This is a genomic window from Blautia argi, assembly GCF_003287895.1.
GTDB lineage: Bacteria > Bacillota > Clostridia > Lachnospirales > Lachnospiraceae > Blautia > Blautia argi.
The window spans coordinates 2,522,929-2,539,864 of the sequence record NZ_CP030280.1; the positions used below are offsets into that span (position 1 = coordinate 2,522,929).

Annotated in this window: 16 protein-coding genes; 1 reads left to right on the forward strand and 15 read right to left on the reverse strand. The window is 42.1% G+C overall.

Annotated features, from left to right (window positions below; genetic code table 11):
• Positions 1-2 precede the first annotated feature (2 nt).
• From DQQ01_RS12215 to mtaB, 5 genes are all read right to left on the reverse strand, one after another.
• Positions 3-1,670 carry a ribonuclease J gene (locus DQQ01_RS12215; RefSeq protein WP_111920268.1) on the reverse strand — a complete coding sequence of 556 codons (1,668 nt, stop codon included), beginning with the start codon at positions 1,668-1,670 and terminating at the stop codon, positions 3-5.
• Positions 1,671-1,697: 27 nt separating this feature from the next.
• Positions 1,698-1,964 (reverse strand): DUF1292 domain-containing protein, encoded by a 267-nt coding sequence (locus DQQ01_RS12220; RefSeq protein ID WP_111920269.1) that lies wholly within the window; start codon positions 1,962-1,964, stop codon positions 1,698-1,700.
• A 100-nt stretch (positions 1,965-2,064) separates the two neighbouring features.
• The gene (gene ruvX, locus DQQ01_RS12225) at positions 2,065-2,499 is read right to left on the reverse strand and encodes a Holliday junction resolvase RuvX (RefSeq protein ID WP_111920270.1); all 435 of its coding nucleotides are present in this window, start codon (positions 2,497-2,499) and stop codon (positions 2,065-2,067) included.
• Positions 2,500-2,502: 3 nt separating this feature from the next.
• Positions 2,503-2,772 carry an IreB family regulatory phosphoprotein gene (locus DQQ01_RS12230; RefSeq protein ID WP_111920932.1) on the reverse strand — a complete coding sequence of 90 codons (270 nt, stop codon included), beginning with the start codon at positions 2,770-2,772 and terminating at the stop codon, positions 2,503-2,505.
• A gap of 79 nt (positions 2,773-2,851) precedes the next feature.
• The gene (gene mtaB / locus DQQ01_RS12235; protein ID WP_111920271.1) at positions 2,852-4,156 is read right to left on the reverse strand and encodes a tRNA (N(6)-L-threonylcarbamoyladenosine(37)-C(2))-methylthiotransferase MtaB; all 1,305 of its coding nucleotides are present in this window, start codon (positions 4,154-4,156) and stop codon (positions 2,852-2,854) included.
• 166 nt (positions 4,157-4,322) lie between these two features.
• On the opposite strand from mtaB, the gene DQQ01_RS12240 reads away from it, so the two are divergent.
• Positions 4,323-4,556, forward strand: a complete 234-nt coding sequence (locus tag DQQ01_RS12240) for an HPr family phosphocarrier protein (RefSeq protein ID WP_111920272.1) — start codon at positions 4,323-4,325, stop codon at positions 4,554-4,556.
• Positions 4,557-4,626: 70 nt separating this feature from the next.
• Here the strand turns inward: DQQ01_RS12240 and thiI are convergent, their stop codons facing one another.
• The 10 genes from thiI to uvrB all read right to left on the reverse strand — a co-directional run bounded on the left by thiI (position 4,627) and on the right by uvrB (position 16,907).
• Entirely contained in the window at positions 4,627-5,805 is a 1,179-nt protein-coding gene (thiI, locus tag DQQ01_RS12245) for a tRNA uracil 4-sulfurtransferase ThiI (RefSeq protein WP_111920933.1), read from the reverse strand.
• Between the two features lie 16 nt (positions 5,806-5,821).
• Positions 5,822-6,976: a cysteine desulfurase family protein gene (locus DQQ01_RS12250; protein ID WP_111920273.1), complete on the reverse strand. Its 1,155-nt coding sequence runs from the start codon at positions 6,974-6,976 to the stop codon at positions 5,822-5,824.
• A 2-nt stretch (positions 6,977-6,978) separates the two neighbouring features.
• Entirely contained in the window at positions 6,979-7,719 is a 741-nt protein-coding gene (locus tag DQQ01_RS12255) for a 16S rRNA (uracil(1498)-N(3))-methyltransferase (RefSeq protein ID WP_111920934.1), read from the reverse strand.
• Positions 7,720-7,727: 8 nt separating this feature from the next.
• On the reverse strand, positions 7,728-8,714 hold the full coding sequence (prmA, locus tag DQQ01_RS12260) for a 50S ribosomal protein L11 methyltransferase (protein WP_111920274.1): 987 nt from the start codon (positions 8,712-8,714) through the stop codon (positions 7,728-7,730).
• A 22-nt stretch (positions 8,715-8,736) separates the two neighbouring features.
• A complete protein-coding gene (locus DQQ01_RS12265; protein ID WP_111920275.1) occupies positions 8,737-9,654 on the reverse strand; it encodes an AEC family transporter in 918 nt (305 codons plus the stop codon).
• A 158-nt stretch (positions 9,655-9,812) separates the two neighbouring features.
• On the reverse strand, positions 9,813-10,982 hold the full coding sequence (dnaJ, locus tag DQQ01_RS12270; protein WP_111920276.1) for a molecular chaperone DnaJ: 1,170 nt from the start codon (positions 10,980-10,982) through the stop codon (positions 9,813-9,815).
• Between the two features lie 98 nt (positions 10,983-11,080).
• On the reverse strand, positions 11,081-12,958 hold the full coding sequence (gene dnaK, locus DQQ01_RS12275; protein WP_111920277.1) for a molecular chaperone DnaK: 1,878 nt from the start codon (positions 12,956-12,958) through the stop codon (positions 11,081-11,083).
• A gap of 125 nt (positions 12,959-13,083) precedes the next feature.
• Positions 13,084-13,716: a nucleotide exchange factor GrpE gene (grpE, locus tag DQQ01_RS12280; protein WP_111920278.1), complete on the reverse strand. Its 633-nt coding sequence runs from the start codon at positions 13,714-13,716 to the stop codon at positions 13,084-13,086.
• 18 nt (positions 13,717-13,734) lie between these two features.
• Positions 13,735-14,787, reverse strand: a complete 1,053-nt coding sequence (gene hrcA / locus DQQ01_RS12285; protein ID WP_111920279.1) for a heat-inducible transcriptional repressor HrcA — start codon at positions 14,785-14,787, stop codon at positions 13,735-13,737.
• Positions 14,788-14,918: 131 nt separating this feature from the next.
• Positions 14,919-16,907: an excinuclease ABC subunit UvrB gene (gene uvrB / locus DQQ01_RS12290; protein ID WP_111920280.1), complete on the reverse strand. Its 1,989-nt coding sequence runs from the start codon at positions 16,905-16,907 to the stop codon at positions 14,919-14,921.
• Positions 16,908-16,936 lie beyond the last annotated feature (29 nt).

Consider the following 16,936-nt stretch of genomic DNA (forward strand, 5'->3'; position numbering starts at 1 on the left):
TTTTATGCCTCCATAATGATTGGAAGAATCATCGGATTTCTCTTTGTCCGTTTCCACAAGAAATCGCCCAGAGAATCCTTAATAATATTTTTAATTTTTCCCCAATCTGTGATGTGTTTATCCAAACAGATGTCAATGGCATCTTCTACAACAATTCTTGCCTCGTCCATCAAGTCCTCAGACTCCCTCACATAGACAAAGCCTCTGGAAACAATATCCGGTCCTGCCAGCAGTCGGCTGCTGTGCTTCTCCAAAGTCAGTACAACAATCATAATACCGTCTTCTGCCAGATGCTGACGATCTCTCAGTACAATATTTCCCACATCGCCTACACCCAGACCATCGACCAAAATCGCGCCTGTTTTTACTTTTTCCTTCACCTTTGCCGGTTCTTCCTCGTTCAGTTCCAGAACATCACCGGAGGACAAAATAAAGATATTTTCTTTTGGAATACCTAAATCTCTGGCAATTCCCGCCTGAGCCTTTAAGTGACGGTACTCTCCATGCACCGGAATGGCATATTTGGGTTTTACCAGGGAATAAATCAGCTTGATTTCCTCCTGGCAGGCATGACCGGACACATGTGCGTCCTGGAAAATAACATCTGCACCCTTACGGCTTAACTCGTTAATTACTCTTGACACAGCCTTCTCATTTCCCGGAATAGGATTGGAGCTGAAAATAATGGTATCATTTGGTTTAATAGTCACTTTTTTATGAATATTGGCTGCCATACGGGACAGGGCTGCCATGGATTCTCCCTGGCTTCCTGTAGTAATCAGCACGACCTTGTCGTCCGGATAGTTTTTAATCTGGTCAATATCTACCAGGGTCTTATCCGGTATTTGCAGATAACCAAGTTCTGCTGCCGTACCAATGACATTTACCATACTTCTGCCTTCTACGGCTACCTTTCTTCCGTATTTATATGCGGAATTAATAATCTGCTGCACCCTGTCCACATTGGAAGCAAAGGTTGCAATAATAATACGGGTATTCTTATGCTCTGAGAAAATGTTGTCAAAAGTTTTTCCCACCGTTCTCTCTGACATGGTAAAGCCCTTTCTCTCCGCATTGGTACTGTCGCACATCAAGGCCAGTACGCCCTTTTTCCCGATTTCTGCAAATCTCTGCAAGTCAATGGCATCTCCGAATACAGGGGTATAATCCACCTTAAAATCCCCTGTATGAATCACAATTCCAGCCGGTGAATAAATAGCAAGGGCTGATGCGTCCTGAATGCTGTGGTTCGTCTTTATAAACTCAATACGGAAGCAGCCCAGATTAATAGACTGTCCGTGTTTAATCACCTTTCTCTTGGTATTTCTCAGAAGATTGTGTTCCTTTAATTTATTGTCAATCAGTCCTATGGTCAACTTGGTTGCATAAATGGGTACGTTTACTTCACGCAGCACATAAGGCAGCGCCCCTATATGGTCCTCGTGTCCATGAGTAATGACAAAACCTTTGACTTTGTCAATATTGTCCTTTAAGTAAGTCACATCCGGGATTACCAAATCAATTCCCAGCATATCGTCCTCCGGGAAGGAAAGTCCGCAATCCACTACGACAATACTGTCTTCGTATTCAAAGGCAGTGATGTTCATTCCAATCTGTTCCAGTCCGCCCAATGGAATGATTCTCAATTTTCCGTTATTATTTTTTTTCAATTTTATTCCTCCAATTATTTTCCGTTCCTATTCAAAATCAATATCATCTAACATAGCAGCAAAGACCTTGTAAACCGCTTCGTATTCCGTATCATCTTCTACGAACACATAGCAGCCCTCTTCGTCGCCATCTTCGGAAATATCTTTTAAAATGTATGCCGCACTTCCGTTTTCTTCATCGTTTTCTTCAGGGTCAATCACTAAAAGATAATTAATCCCCCCTACTCTTGTCTGCTCTAAAATTCCAAACTCTAATTCTGTTCCATCTTCTCCATCAAAAATTACTGTTTCCATTTTTTTCGTCCTTTCTCTTTTTTTAATTTTCAGGCATACACAGAACCCGGAAACACGCTGGTTTCTGCCCGAACCTGCCGCTTATGGTTCAGGCCTGCAATCAAACGGTATCCGGGTTTGCTTTTGCATCTAAATAGCCCTGTAAAATAAATACAGCCGCTATCATATCCACATATTTACCTCTGTTCTCTCTTCGCACACCGGTTTCCATAAGTGTGCGGTTGGCTTCTACTGTCGTAAGCCTTTCGTCCCACATGACAACGGGCAGCCCCAATCTTCGTTCTAACGTTTCTTTTAGCTGCAGTGATTTTTCCGCCCGTTCTCCAATAGTATTGTTCATATTTTTCGGAAATCCAAGAACAATTTTTTCCACTTCATATTTCTTCACCAGTTCTTCCACTCTGCGAAGGGACTTCCGAAGCTTGTTCTCCTCTTCTCTTCTGATAATTTCCACACCCTGGGCTGTAAGTCCCAAGGGGTCACTGACTGCCACCCCTATGGTCTTTGAGCCGTAATCCAGTCCCATAATTCTCATAATTTAACCACGCTTCCAGGATTTGTTCTTAATGTATTCCTTCAGAAGCTCCTCCACCAGCTCGTCCCGCTCTACCTTCATAATGGTACTTCTGGCACCCTTATAGCTGGTAATGTAAGTGGGATCTCCTGACATAATATAGCCCACAATCTGGTTCACTGGGTTGTAGCCCTTTTCTGCCATTGCATTATAAACCAGATCCAGAACTTCCTTTACACGCACTTCCGGAGCTGTTTTTACATTAAAATACTGTGTGTTTTCTAAATTTGCCATACGATTCACGCCCTTATCTCTCATTCTACTACTGCAACTATGATACTATTTTAATATATCTTGTTTGGAAATTCAACTATTATATTGTGCAAATAAAAATCCCATCTTTGACAGTATCCACAACCTTTCCCCTGCGTATGCAGTTTTCCAGGTTTTCCTTTGTCTTTACCGCTGCCTTTAAATATTCCTTTGTGTGCCCTGTCCAATAGGTTTCTCCGTTTATTTGTGCAGGCTCCTCAAAAAGAATTTCCACTTCCTGTCCCATAAACTGATCCATATATTTTTTCATATGCTCTTTTCCAAGAGCAATAAGTGCATGACTTCTCTCTGTTTTTATCTGCTCCGGCACCTGATTTTCCATTCTATCTGCTCTGGTTCCCTGTCTTCTGGAATATTTAAAAATATGTGTTTCATAAAAATCTGCCTGCTCAATCATTGCCTTTGACCGTGCAAATTCCTCTTCTGTTTCTCCCGGAAATCCTACAATCACATCTGTAGTCAGTGCCGGATTTTTAAAATATTTCCGGAGAAGCTCACAGCCCTTTAAATATTCCTCTGCCGTATACCGCCGATTCATACGTTTTAAGGTTTCATTGCACCCACTTTGTAAGGACAGATGAAAATGGGGACAGATTTTAGGCATATTGCCCAGTGCCCTGGCAAATTCTTCTGTGACGATTCTGGGTTCTAAAGAACCAAGACGGATTCTTTTTACCCCAGGCACCTCATGCACTGCCTGAACCAGGGATAACAGCGTATCCTCGCAGTCCACCCCATAAGAACTTAAATGGATTCCAGTCAGAACAAATTCCTGATATCCATTTTCTGTCAGACGTTTCACCTCATTTAACACGTCCTCCTTCTTTCTGCTACGGACTCTCCCCCTTACATAGGGAATAATGCAATAACTGCAAAACTGATTGCAGCCGTCCTGCACCTTTAAATATGCTCTTGTATGCTCTCCTGCTCTGGACAACTGCAAATCCTCATATTCTACAGGCTTTTCCAGATTTATCACGTCTTTTTCCTGTCCCCGGTTTTTCTCATAGTTTTCCAGAATAAACAACAAATCCTGCTTCCGGTTATTTCCCAGCACAATATCAATGGCATCATCAATTTTATCCATATCCTTTTGTGCCTGTACATAACAGCCTGCCGCAATCACAATGGCCTGCGGATTCATCTTTCTTGCCTTGTGGAGCATCTGCCTGGACTTTCTGTCCGCAATATTGGTAACTGTACAGGTATTGATAATATATACGTCTGCTCCCGGCTCAAAAGGAACAATTTCGTAGCCTGCTGTTTCCAGCATCTGCTGCATGGCTTCCAGCTCATATGCGTTTACCTTACAACCTAAATTATGTAATGCAACTCTTTTTTTCATAATTCCACCTTTACTGTTTTTTATATCTAGCGTTTTGACGAATTGTTTTCCTTTTCTTTGTGTTTTATTTCTCCCTTTTTTATATTGACTTTTCCTGCCAATAACGGTAACATTATCCTTGTAAAATGCAAATAAAAAATCTGATGTAAGGGAGGATTTTATTCCAATGAAAACAGTTAAAATTTCACTCAATTCCATTGACAAGGTTAAATCCTTTGTAAATGAAATCACAAAATTTGATTACGATTTTGATTTAGTATCCGGAAGATATGTAATTGATGCTAAATCCATTATGGGTATTTTTTCTTTAGATTTATCTAAAGCTATTGACTTAAACATTCATGCAACAGACGCTGCTTTAGATGAAATCCTGGAAGTATTAAAACCATACTTAATCTAATTAAGTACGTATCCATATTTCAAGGAGCTGCTGCTTTCGCGGCAGCTCCTTTTTTATTTCCCTATAAAACTTATTCACAGATAATAGTTTCTGCTGTTTCCACAGCTTCTTTTAACATTTCTTCAATCTTGTCCTGCAACTTTTCCTCTGAACGTTTAATCACCTGAAGATTCGGCTTTGTGACCGGGTGCTTTGCCACAAAAATAGTACAGCAGTCCTCATAAGGCAAAATAGAGGTTTCATAGGTATTGATTTTTAAAGCCACATCTACAATTTCCTGCTTGTCAAAGCCAATCACCGGACGGAATACCGGCAAAGTACATACCTCATTGGTTGCCGCCAGACTATGAATCGTCTGACTTGCCACCTGTCCGATACTCTCTCCTGTAATGAGTCCCAGACAGCCGTCCTTTTTCGCAAATTCTTCTGCAATTTTCATCATATAACGGCGCATGATAATAGTCAGCTCTTCATGAGGGCATTTATCATAAATATACAACTGTATATCCGTAAAATTTACCACATGCAAACGGATAGGACCACTGTATTTTGCCACCAGCTTTGCCAAATCTACAACCTTCTGCTTTGCTCTCTCACTGGTATACGGCGGTGCATGGAAATACACAGCGTCAATTTTTACGCCCCTTTTCGCAATCATATAGCCTGCTACCGGGCTGTCAATACCACCGGAAAGCAGCAACATGGCGCTTCCGTTTGTTCCAAGAGGCATTCCTCCAGGTCCCGGAATATTTTCAGAATACAGGTAAATTTTGCTCCGAATTTCTACATTCACAAACACATCAGGCTTATGCACATCAACCTTCATGTTTGGGCAGGCGTCCAAAATCACGCCTCCGAGGGCGCTGCTGACCTCCATGGACTGCATAGGGTATGTCTTTTTATTTCTTCTGGTATTGACCTTAAAGGTAAGTGCCTTATCTCCATAAAGCTTCTTCACATAGTCTGCCACATCTTCTGCTAATTTGTCAAAGCCCTGGTCTTCCAGAACAACTGCAGGACAAATACTGAAAATACCAAAAACCCGCTTTAAAGCTTCTACTGTTTCCTCATAGTCAAAATCTGTCTCCGCATACACAAAAATGCGGCCCATTTCTTTTACAATGCGAAACTTGCCCTCTACCTCTCTCAGCTGATATTTTATCTGCTCTACCAAAGCGTCCTCAAAAATATAGCGGTTTTTTCCTTTAATGGCAATCTCTGCATATTTAATTAAAAATGCTCTATACATACTTTTTTCCTCTCTGTTATTTTCTGGCATATCTCCGCAGCATGGGGAGTATTTCCCTCAATGCTTCCAGGGTATAATCCAGCTCTTCCTTTGTGGTAAACTCGCACAGACTGAAACGGACAGCAGACTCTTTTCTCTCAGGAGAAAGTCTCAGTGCTCCCAAAGACGCGCTTCCTGCCCTTTTATGGCTGGAGCAGGCGCTTCCTGCTGAAACATAAATCTGCCTATCCTCCAGAGTATGCAAAAGAACTTCGCTTCTCACCCCCAAAAAGCTGACATTTAAAATATGGGGCGCACCATCGCTTACCTCAGGACCATTGATTTCCACCTGGTCGATTGTTCTCAGCTCTGCCGCAAAATACTCCTTTAATGCCCTCATACGGGCAGTATCTTCTTCCAGATTCTCATAAATCTTTTTTGCTGCCACTCCCAGCCCGGCAATACCCGGCACATTATCGGTTCCTGAACGCATACCTTTCTGCTGTCCGCCGCCTAAAATCAGAGGCTGCAGTTTTGCCTTTTCACTGACATACAAAAAGCCTACGCCCTTTGGCCCGTGAATCTTATGGCTGCTGACTGCCAGCAAATCAATCCCCATCTTTTTAGGGTAGATTCTGTATTTTCCATATCCCTGAACCGCATCTACATGATACAGGGTTTTCGGATTCTTTTCATGAACAATTCTGCCCACTTCCTCTACCGGAACCACTGCACCCATTTCATTGTTTACATACATGGTTGACACTAAAATGGTGTCCTCACGAACCGCCTCTGCAAGCTTATCCAGAAGCAGATTTCCTCTCTCATCCACGGGAATTTCCGTCACCTCATAACCCTGCTTCTGAAGCCATGCCAGCGGAGCAGACACTGCGGCATGCTCAAAAGGCGTTGTAATAATATGCCTGCCTTGCCTGTTGTTTGCCAGTGCTGTACCTATAATTGCCCAGTTATCAGATTCTGTGCCTCCTGAGGTAAAGAAGATTTCTTTTTCCTGTACCTTTAAGGTCTTTGCAATCTCCTTTACCGCCTGTTTTACATAAGCTTCTGCCTCTACCCCCTTTAAATGCATGGCAGAAGGATTTCCATAATCTTCCAGCATGGTTTTTACCACAATATCTTTTACTTCCTTATAACATCTGGTAGTTGCCGAATTATCCAGATATGCTTCCATTTTTATTCCTCCAACGCAAACATCAACACAGACAGCACCGCAAGTCCTGCTGTTTCTGTCCGCAAAATTCTTTTTCCCAGGGTAATCACACGGGCATCTGCCTTCTGCACAGCCAGCTCTACCTCAGCTTCCTCAAAGCCGCCCTCCGGGCCGATAAAGATGCCCACAGACTGTCCCTTCTGAATATTCCCTACAATTTCCTTTGTCTGTTCCATTCCCTTTGCCAGTTCGTAAGGAAGCAGCACCACGTCAAGAGTTTTGGCGTATTCTGCTGCTTGTGCAAAGGTTTTCACTCCTTGAATCTTTGGCACATACATTCTCTTTGACTGCTTGGCAGCGCTTTCTGAAATTGCCTGCCACCTGGCAAGCTTTTTTTCTTCCTTCTTTTTATCCAGCTTTACCACAGCTCTTTTTGATGCCACAGGAATAATCTCGCAGACTCCCAGTTCTACAGCCTTTTGTATAATCAGCTCCATCTTATCGCTTTTTGGAAGTCCCTGAAACAGATACAGCTTTGAGGACAACTCATATCCTGCTTTCTGGGCATACATAATATGTGCCACAATTTCCTCTTCCTGTATTTTTTCAATATAACAGGTATATTCCGTACTTTCTCCGCTGCTGATAAGTATCTCTTCTTTCGGCTTCATGCGAAGCACATTTTTTATATGATTTACATCGCTGCCCTGAATACGGATTTCCTTTTCTCCTACCTGACAAGGTTCTACAAAAAAACGGTGCATAGCTTCTCCTAATTCTTTCTGGCTGTCACAGACACCCATTCTCCCTGGTAAGTCACTTCCAGTACTTCCAGACCTGCTGCCTTTACTGCATTCACCACAGTTTCCTCTTTGTTGTCAATAATGCCTGAAGTAATATAAATACCACCTTTTTTCATCTGATTTACAATAACCGGCGTCAGCGGTACCAGTACATCTGCCAGAATATTTGCCACTACAATGTCGTACTTTTCATAACCTACAGTATCCTGAATCTCTTTATCATCAATAATATTTCCAATCATCATGTCAAAGGAATCTGTTGGTATTTCATTTGCTTCTTTATTTTCTTCCACTGCCGGTACAGCACAGGGATCCAAATCCGTACCTACCGCATGCTTTGCTCCCATTTTCAGAGCTGCAATAGAGAGAATTCCGCTTCCGGTTCCCACGTCAAGCAGTTCTGTATCCTCTGTCACATATTTCTTTAACTGTCGAATACAGAGCTGGGTGGTTTCATGCATACCAGTTCCAAAGGCAGTACCCGGGTCAATGTGGATAATCATTCTGCCTTTATCCTCTTCCTTTACCTTTTCCCAGGAGGGAATAATCAGGATATCGTCCACATAAAACTGTTTAAAATACTGCTTCCAGTTATTAATCCAGTCAATATCCTCTGTTTCATCTATTTCGATAGACCCTTCTCCAATGTCCATAAAAGCTTTCAGGCTCTCCAGTTCTTCCTCCACAGCTTTTACAATACTGTCCTGGCTGGTGACCTCTCCGTTCATCAAAAGCTCACCCGCTTCATTCTCTTCCACGAAAAAACTGAGATAGGCAATACCATCGTCCTCCTGCATATCCGGGAGAATATCCACAAACATCTGTTCTTTTTCAAGGGCAGTCAGAGGCACATGATCTTCAATCTGAGCGCCTTCCAGCCCAATGTCATACAGAGAGCTGATAATAATGTCTTCTGCCTCTGTTCTTGTTTTTATTCTGAATTTTTTCCACTTCATTTCATTATCTCCTTTACTTTCTTCAAACAAACATAAATGTAAGAGTAATCGTAACTACAGAAAGCAGGGTTGTCACAATAATGCCCTCTGCAATCACTTTTGAGTCTTTTCCGTATTGGTTTGCCAACATGGCAGAAAGATTGCCTACGGGAAGCGCGGCCATTAAAACAATGGTAGCCCGCATGGTAAAATCTGGAAGCACTGGTTTTAAAAACAAAGCCAAAAGTATGGGGAATACCAGGAAGCGCAACACTGTAAACAGAAGGAATCTGGTATTTCTCAGCACACTTTTCACCTTCATATCTGCCATGGAAATTCCGATTACCAGCATAGAAAGCAGCGTACAGGCATTTCCATAATACCCTGCGGCAGTTTCCACTTCTTTTGGAAGCTGTATGTCAAACCAATAAATACAAAACGCCACAATACATGCTAAAAGTCCGGGGCTTAAAATATCCTTCAGAGAAGTTCTCACCCCATTGCTTCCCTTTTTCAAAAGCATGACGCCAAAAGTGTAAATGTACACGTTAAATAAAAAATTAAATACAATGACATACACCATGGACTCCGGTCCGATAATTGCCAGAGCTACGGGGATACCAATAAATCCCAGGTTTCCAAACACGGTCATGAGAATATAGGACACTCTCTCCTGAACAGGAATCTTAAATATTTTCACAAACAAGAATCCCAAAACACTCAAAAACAGAAAGAAACAAATCCCAATGATTCCCACTAAAATCACACTGTCCCTGGATACAGAGGACAAGTCCTCAAACATACTGACAATAATCAGACCAGGGGAACAGATATTCACAACCAATGCTGATAAATCCTTTGATGCATATGCAGAAATAATGCCTTTCTTATACAAAACAAAGCCTGTCAGTATCAAAAGAAAAATCAGTATCATCTGCTGAAGAACAACAAAGCCACTCATAAATTCTCATTTTCTCCTCTGTTTTCGTATCTTTTTATACGAAAAACGCATGATATTTATTATAGAGGAAAAAAATCCGAATTGCAATATGGAAAGGCACAGAAAAAAGACTGCCGCCTGACAGTTTTTCTGTCAAAACAGCAGTCTGCTCTTCTCTTTTAATTTTCAAAAATATCTTTAATATCCTGTTTCAGTTGTTCACCGAATTTTTTCTTTTTCTTTCCACTTGCAGGACGGTTTCCACAGGCTTCGTCAAATTTCCGCAAAGCTTCTTTTGCCTCTTCATTTAATTTTGTTGGAACCTGAACAACTAAAGTAACATAATGATCTCCTCTGATATTTTTATTACGCAGAGAAGGAACGCCTTTGCCCTTCAGTCTTACCTTGGTATCTGTCTGAGTTCCCGGTTTTACATCGTACATCACATCACCGTCTACAGTACTGATGCGCACCTCGCCGCCCAAAGCAGCCTGTGCATAAGTAATCGGAGCTGTGGAGAAGATATTCATATCCTGCCGTTGGAAAATCGGGTGGCGGGCAACAATCACTTCTACCATCAGGTCGCCTCTTGGACCTCCGTTTAAGCCGGGCTCGCCTTTATCCCGAATACGAATGCTCTGTCCATTGTCAATACCTGCCGGAATGGTAACTTTGATTTTTTTGCGGCTGGAGATAAAGCCTGTGCCGCGGCAATCCGGACATTTCTCTTTGATGACCTTACCGGTTCCCTGACAGTCCGGACAGGTCTGCACATTTTGAATGGTTCCGAACATGGACTGCTGTGTGTATACAATCTGTCCTGAGCCATGGCATTTGGAACAGGTTTCCGGAGATGTCCCCGGCTTTGCACCGGTTCCATGACAGGTATTACAGGTATCTTTTAAATTCAGTTCTAATTCTTTCTCACAGCCAAAAACCGCTTCTTCAAAAGTAATATGAACAGCAGCTCGAACATTTGCGCCCTTCATAGGACCGTTGTTCGGACGTCTTCTTCCGCCGCCTCCAAACAAATCACCGAAGATATCTCCAAAAATATCTCCCATATCTGCGCCGTTAAAGCCGCCAAAACCGCCAAAGCCTCCGGCACCGCCGCCGCCCTGTTCAAATGCTGCGTGACCAAATTGATCATACTGCTGTCTTTTCTGAGGGTCGCTTAAAACACCATATGCTTCTGTCGCCTCTTTAAACTTCTTTTCGGCTTCTTTATCTCCCGGATTTACATCGGGGTGATATTTTTTGGCAAGCTTACGATATGCACTTTTAATTGCAGAGTCATCTGCGCCCCGGTCTACGCCCAGGACTTCGTAGTAATCTCTTTTTTCTGCCATTGGTTTTGTCCCTTTCTGTATATCGAAGCACACAGACATGGGCTGCCCGAAAACACCCCATGTCCATGCCTTTGCTGATTTACTTTATACGCCGCAGATTAAACTTCTCTGTAATCTCCGTCTACTACGTCATCTCCATATGCTTCATTTGAAGAACCGCCCTGTGCGCCTGCTCCCATATCCGAACCAGCCTGTGCGCCACCCTGCGCCTGAGCCTGTTCATACATTTTTGCAAACAGTTTCTGAGCGCTCTGCATTAATTTTTCTTTTCCTGCTTTGATTTCTTCTACCTGTGCATCTGTGATTTCATCTACGTTTGCACATTTTGCAAGAACGTCTTTTAATGCGTTTAAGTCAGCTTCTACTGCAGTCTTGTCATTTGCATCAATTTTGTCGCCTGCTTCTTCCATAGCTTTTTCTGTCTGGAATACCATAGCGTCTGCATCATTCTTTGTATCGACTGCGTCTTTACGTTTTTTATCCTGTGCTTCGTATTCTGCAGCTTCTCTTACTGCCTTATCGATTTCATCGTCAGACATGTTGGAACCTGCTGTGATTGTGATATGCTGCTCTTTTCCTGTACCTAAATCCTTTGCAGATACATTTACAATACCGTTTGCATCAATATCAAAGGTAACTTCAATCTGAGGAACACCTCTTCTTGCTGGCGGAATACCGTCCAGACGGAACTGTCCAAGAGATTTGTTATCTCTTGCAAACTGTCTTTCACCCTGTACAACGTTAATATCAACGGCTGTCTGGTTATCTGCTGCTGTAGAGAAAATCTGACTCTTCTTTGTAGGAATAGTTGTATTTCTCTCAATCAGTCTTGTTGCAATACCGCCCATGGTTTCAATGGACAGAGAAAGCGGAGTAACGTCCAGAAGAAGGATATCTCCGGCACCTGCATCACCTGCAAGCTTACCGCCCTGTACAGAAGCTCCGAGAGCTACACATTCATCAGGGTTCAAGCTCTTGCTTGGTTCTTTTCCTGTCAGCTGTTTTACTTTATCCTGTACAGCCGGGATACGGGTAGAACCACCTACTAACAATACCTGACCTAATTCAGAAGCAGAAAGTCCTGCATCAGATAAAGCGCGTTTTACCGGCTCTGCTGTTCTCTCTACCAGGTCATGTGTCAGTTCATCGAATTTTGCTCTTGTCAGGTTCATATCAAAGTGCAACGGTCCATTTGCATTCATGCTGATAAATGGAAGGTTGATGTTTGTAGTTGTTGCAGAAGAAAGCTCTTTTTTCGCTTTTTCAGCAGCTTCTTTAATACGCTGCATAGCCATTTTATCTGCGGATAAATCTACACCTTCATTTTTCTTGAACTCAGCAATCATGTAATCTGCAACTTTCTGGTCAAAGTCATCACCACCCAGACGGTTGTCGCCTGCTGTAGATAATACTTCGATAACCCCGTCACCGATTTCAATAATGGAAACATCGAAAGTACCGCCACCTAAGTCGTATACCATGATTTTCTGTTCCTGTTCGTTGTCAAGACCGTATGCCAGAGCTGCTGCTGTAGGCTCATTGATAATACGTTTTACATCAAGACCTGCAATTTTACCGGCATCTTTTGTTGCCTGACGCTGAGCATCGTTGAAGTAAGCAGGTACTGTAATAACCGCTTCTGTTACTTTTTCACCCAGGTAATTTTCCGCATCTGTTTTCAGCTTCTGAAGAATCATTGCAGAAATTTCCTGAGGAGAATATTTTTTGTCATCAATAGAAACTCTGTAATCTGTTCCCATATGTCTTTTAATAGAAGAAATTGTTTTGTCTGCATTTGTTACAGCCTGACGTTTTGCAGGTTCACCGACAAGTCTTTCTCCTGATTTTGTAAATGCTACTACGGAAGGTGTTGTTCTTGCGCCCTCTGCATTGGCGATAACTACCGGCTGTCCGCCTTCCATAACTCCTACACAACTGTTTGTAGTACCTAAGTCAATACCTATAATCTTTCCCATGATAAATTCCTCCTGAATTTTTTTCTATAATGGATTGTCTGTAATCTATAAGATAAAATCTTCCAGGATTGCTCCTGTGAGATGAATATCGCCTACTTTTTATAGTGTTTTCCACTGTTCCGGTATCAGTTTGCAACCTTTACCATGCTGTGTCGAATAACAGAATCCTTATACATATAGCCTTTCTGGAACTCTTCCACAACCACATTTTCGCCTGCTTCCTCATCTTCCACATGCATCACTGCATTGTGGAAATCCGGATTAAACTCCTGACCCACTGCTTCAATGGCTTTTACACCCATTTCATCAAAAGCGGTCATCAACTGCTTATAAATCTTGAGCATTCCTTCTGCAAAAGGTGTTACCTGTTCTTCTTCAGATACAGTTGCCAGTCCTCTTTCAAAGTTATCCACAACCGGAAGGATTTTCTCTACAATTTCCTTTGCTCCTACCTGATACATGGCAGATTTTTCTTTTTCTGTACGTTTACGAAAATTATCAAATTCTGCCATCTGGCGTTTTACCATATCTGTAAGCTCTTCTATTTTTTCATCTTTTTTATCTTTTTTCTTTTTTCCGAAAAGTCCTTTCTTTTCGTCTGTCTTTTCTTCCGCTTCTTCAGCGGAAGCTTCCTGTTCTTCTTTGGAAACAGCTTCTTCTGCCAGTTTTACATCATCTTCTTCCAGAATTTCTTCTGTTTCCTTATTAGAAATGGTTTCCTCTTCCATGGTGTTATACTCCTTTTTTTCTTCTGACACGAATCTCATACCGCCTTTCTATGTTTTCTTAAATATATTATCCAACTGATTCTTTAAAGTTTTCAGATTGTCTACTACATTCTCATAATCCATTCTCTTTGGTCCTATGATCCCGATTGTACCCTGCATACCCTCTCCCAAATCATAGGTTGCAGTCACGACACTGCAGTCCTTCATAGTTTTTACCGGGCTTTCATTTCCAATATAAACCTGAATTCCTGTTTTTTCTTTTCCGTCTTCGGGTTCTGCCGTATCTTTTACAAATTCCACCAGTGCCTGTTTTTCTTCAAAAGCGGAAATCAGCTCACTTGCCTTTGAGGTATCTGCCAGCTCAGGATATTTGAATATATTGGTTGCCCCGCTGGTATAAATTTCCATTTCTTCTTCATCCGGGGCAATCGCCTGTGCAACAGCATCAATCACACTGCCGATGACCGCACTGTGAATGCCGGCCTGCTCTTTCAGTCTGGAAATCATTGCCAGATTAATTTCCTCAATAGAAAGTCCATTTAACTGTGTATTCAGCAGAAGGTTTAATTTGAGTACGGTTTCATCGTCCATTGGCTCTTTTAAATCAATAATATGATTCTTTACCAGATTTCCTTCTACTACTACAACTGCCAGCAGTTGGTTTTCGCTGACTCTGGAAAGCTGCAGAAATTTCAGCTTATTTCGATGATAAGTAGGACCTGTAATCATGGTCGCATAGTTGGTATTTGATGCCAGCACTTTTACAACCTGCTTTAATACCTTTTCCATTTTGTCAGTCTTCTCAATCATCAGCTCTTTAATTTCTGCTGTTTCTTTTTCTTTTTCCTTCATAAGTTCATCAACATAAAGACGATAACCCATGTCCGAAGGAATCCGTCCTGCTGAAGTATAGGGCTGAACAATGTAACCCAGCTCCTCCAAATCTGACATCTCATTCCGTATTGTCGCGGAGCTAAGATTCAAATCTGTGTACTTGGAAATGGTTCTGGAACCAACTGGTTCACCGGTTTCCAAATAAGTCTGGATAATAGCTTTTAAAATTTTCCGTTTTCTCTCGTCCAGTTCACTTATGACTTCCATCTTTCGCTCCTTTCTCGTTATTGTTAGCACTCGTTTAAGTGGAGTGCTAATATCTATGTTTTTAAGATAGCACCAGAGTTTTTATTTGTCAAGGGATTTATAATTATTTTAGAATTTTGGTGAAAAGATTCTTATTTCTCCAATTCCTCCAGGTTCTTCTTAAGTTCTATCATTTTATCACGAAGCTGCGCTGCCATTTCAAAATTCAGGTCTGCGGCAGCTGTCTGCATCTGCTTCTGCACCTGTCCAATCAACTTCTCCAGTTCCTTTTTGCTCATGGACTCCGGATCCTTCATCAGCTTATCCTCTGTTTCTGCCACTGCCTTTGAAATACTGATAAGATCCCGAACTGCCTTTTTAATGGTTTTTGGTGTAATTCCATGCTCCCGGTTATATTGTTCCTGAAGCGCCCGGCGGCGCATGGTTTCATCAATAGCAAGACGCATGGAATCTGTCATAACGTCTGCGTACATAATAACCCGTCCCTCTGCGTTACGGGCGGCACGTCCTATGGTCTGAATCAAAGAAACCTCTGAACGCAAAAAGCCTTCCTTATCTGCATCTAAAATCGCTACCAGGGTAATTTCCGGTATATCCAGCCCCTCTCTCAAAAGGTTGATTCCCACCAGTACATCAAAGACATTCAGACGCATATCCCGAATAATCTGAGTTCTCTCCAGCGTATCAATATCTGAATGCAGATATTTCACCCGGATTCCCAAATCCTTCATATATTCCGTTAAATCCTCTGCCATACGCTTTGTCAACGTGGTAATGAGAATCTTATTGCCTTTTTCTACCTCTTTATGCACCTCTCCGATTAAATCATCAATCTGCCCCTCCACAGGACGCACTTCTACCTTCGGATCTAACAGCCCTGTTGGACGGATAATCTGCTCTGCACGAAGAAGTTCATGGTTTTCCTCATATTCCCCCGGTGTGGCGGATACAAAAAGAATCTGATCAATCTTATCCTCAAATTCTTCAAAATTTAAAGGACGGTTGTCCTTTGCCGATGGCAGACGAAAACCGTAATCTACCAACGTCTGCTTTCTGGACTGGTCACCTGCGTACATACCCCGTATCTGAGGTATGGTTTTGTGGGACTCATCGATAATAATCAGAAAATCATCTCCGAAATAATCTATCAGAGTAAAAGGAGGCTGCCCCGGCTTCAACCCGGACAAATGGCGGGAATAATTTTCCACACCGGAACAAAATCCGGTTTCTTTTAACATTTCAATATCAAAATTGGTTCTTTCTGAAATTCTCTGGGCTTCTAAAAGCTTGTCTTCACTTTTAAAATAATCTACCCTTTCCTTTAATTCTTCCTCAATTGCATCAGCTGCTTTCCTGATTTTTTCTATGGGTACGACATAATGCGACGCAGGAAAAATTCCAATGTGATTTAAAGAGCGTTTGATTTCTCCGGTTAAGGTATCAATTTCTGTAATGCGGTCAATTTCGTCACCGAAAAACTCCACCCTCACTGCCGTATCGCTGTAATCTGCCGGGAAAATTTCCAACACATCACCTCTCACACGAAAGGTTCCTCTGTGAAAGTCCATTTCATTTCTATCATACTGAATATCAATAAGCTGACGAATCACCTCATCCCTGTCTTTTTCCATACCCGGACGCAGAGAGATAATCATGTTCTGATAATCGTCAGGACTTCCGATTCCATAGATGCAGGAAACACTGGAAACAATGATGACATCTTTGCGCTCACTTAGTGATGAGGTGGCGGAAAGACGGAGTTTGTCGATTTCATCATTGACAGCAGAATCCTTTGCAATATAGGTGTCCGAGGAAGGGACATAGGCTTCGGGCTGGTAGTAGTCGTAATAGGATACAAAGTACTCAACCGCATTATTCGGGAAGAATTCTTTGAATTCTCCGTAGAGCTGGGCAGCTAAAGTTTTATTGTGCGCTATGATAAGCGTCGGTTTATTCAGTTTGGCAATAACGTTTGCCATGGTAAAAGTCTTCCCTGAACCGGTGACTCCCAGGAGAGTTTCGCACTGATTTCCTTCTTTAAAGCCCTTAACAAGCTGCTCGATGGCTTGGGGCTGGTCGCCGGTTGGAGCGTATTCTGATACTAATTCAAAGTGATCCATATAATTCTCCTTTGTTCAATTATTCCTCA

Bases quoted from the DNA above. Each gene is read 5' to 3' on its own strand.
- DQQ01_RS12220 (WP_111920269.1), bottom strand. From the start codon at position 1,964: ATGGAAACAGTAATTTTTGATGGAGAAGATGGAACAGAATTAGAGTTT.
- ruvX (WP_111920270.1), bottom strand. From the start codon at position 2,499: ATGAGAATTATGGGACTGGATTACGGCTCAAAGACCATAGGGGTGGCA.
- DQQ01_RS12230 (WP_111920932.1), bottom strand. From the start codon at position 2,772: ATGGCAAATTTAGAAAACACACAGTATTTTAATGTAAAAACAGCTCCG.
- mtaB (WP_111920271.1), bottom strand. From the start codon at position 4,156: ATGAAAAAAAGAGTTGCATTACATAATTTAGGTTGTAAGGTAAACGCA.
- DQQ01_RS12240 (WP_111920272.1), top strand. From the start codon at position 4,323: ATGAAAACAGTTAAAATTTCACTCAATTCCATTGACAAGGTTAAATCC.
- thiI (WP_111920933.1), bottom strand. From the start codon at position 5,805: ATGTATAGAGCATTTTTAATTAAATATGCAGAGATTGCCATTAAAGGA.
- DQQ01_RS12250 (WP_111920273.1), bottom strand. From the start codon at position 6,976: ATGGAAGCATATCTGGATAATTCGGCAACTACCAGATGTTATAAGGAA.
- DQQ01_RS12255 (WP_111920934.1), bottom strand. From the start codon at position 7,719: ATGCACCGTTTTTTTGTAGAACCTTGTCAGGTAGGAGAAAAGGAAATC.
- prmA (WP_111920274.1), bottom strand. From the start codon at position 8,714: ATGAAGTGGAAAAAATTCAGAATAAAAACAAGAACAGAGGCAGAAGAC.
- DQQ01_RS12265 (WP_111920275.1), bottom strand. From the start codon at position 9,654: ATGAGTGGCTTTGTTGTTCTTCAGCAGATGATACTGATTTTTCTTTTG.
- dnaJ (WP_111920276.1), bottom strand. From the start codon at position 10,982: ATGGCAGAAAAAAGAGATTACTACGAAGTCCTGGGCGTAGACCGGGGC.
- dnaK (WP_111920277.1), bottom strand. From the start codon at position 12,958: ATGGGAAAGATTATAGGTATTGACTTAGGTACTACAAACAGTTGTGTA.
- hrcA (WP_111920279.1), bottom strand. From the start codon at position 14,787: ATGGAAGTCATAAGTGAACTGGACGAGAGAAAACGGAAAATTTTAAAA.
- uvrB (WP_111920280.1), bottom strand. From the start codon at position 16,907: ATGGATCACTTTGAATTAGTATCAGAATACGCTCCAACCGGCGACCAG.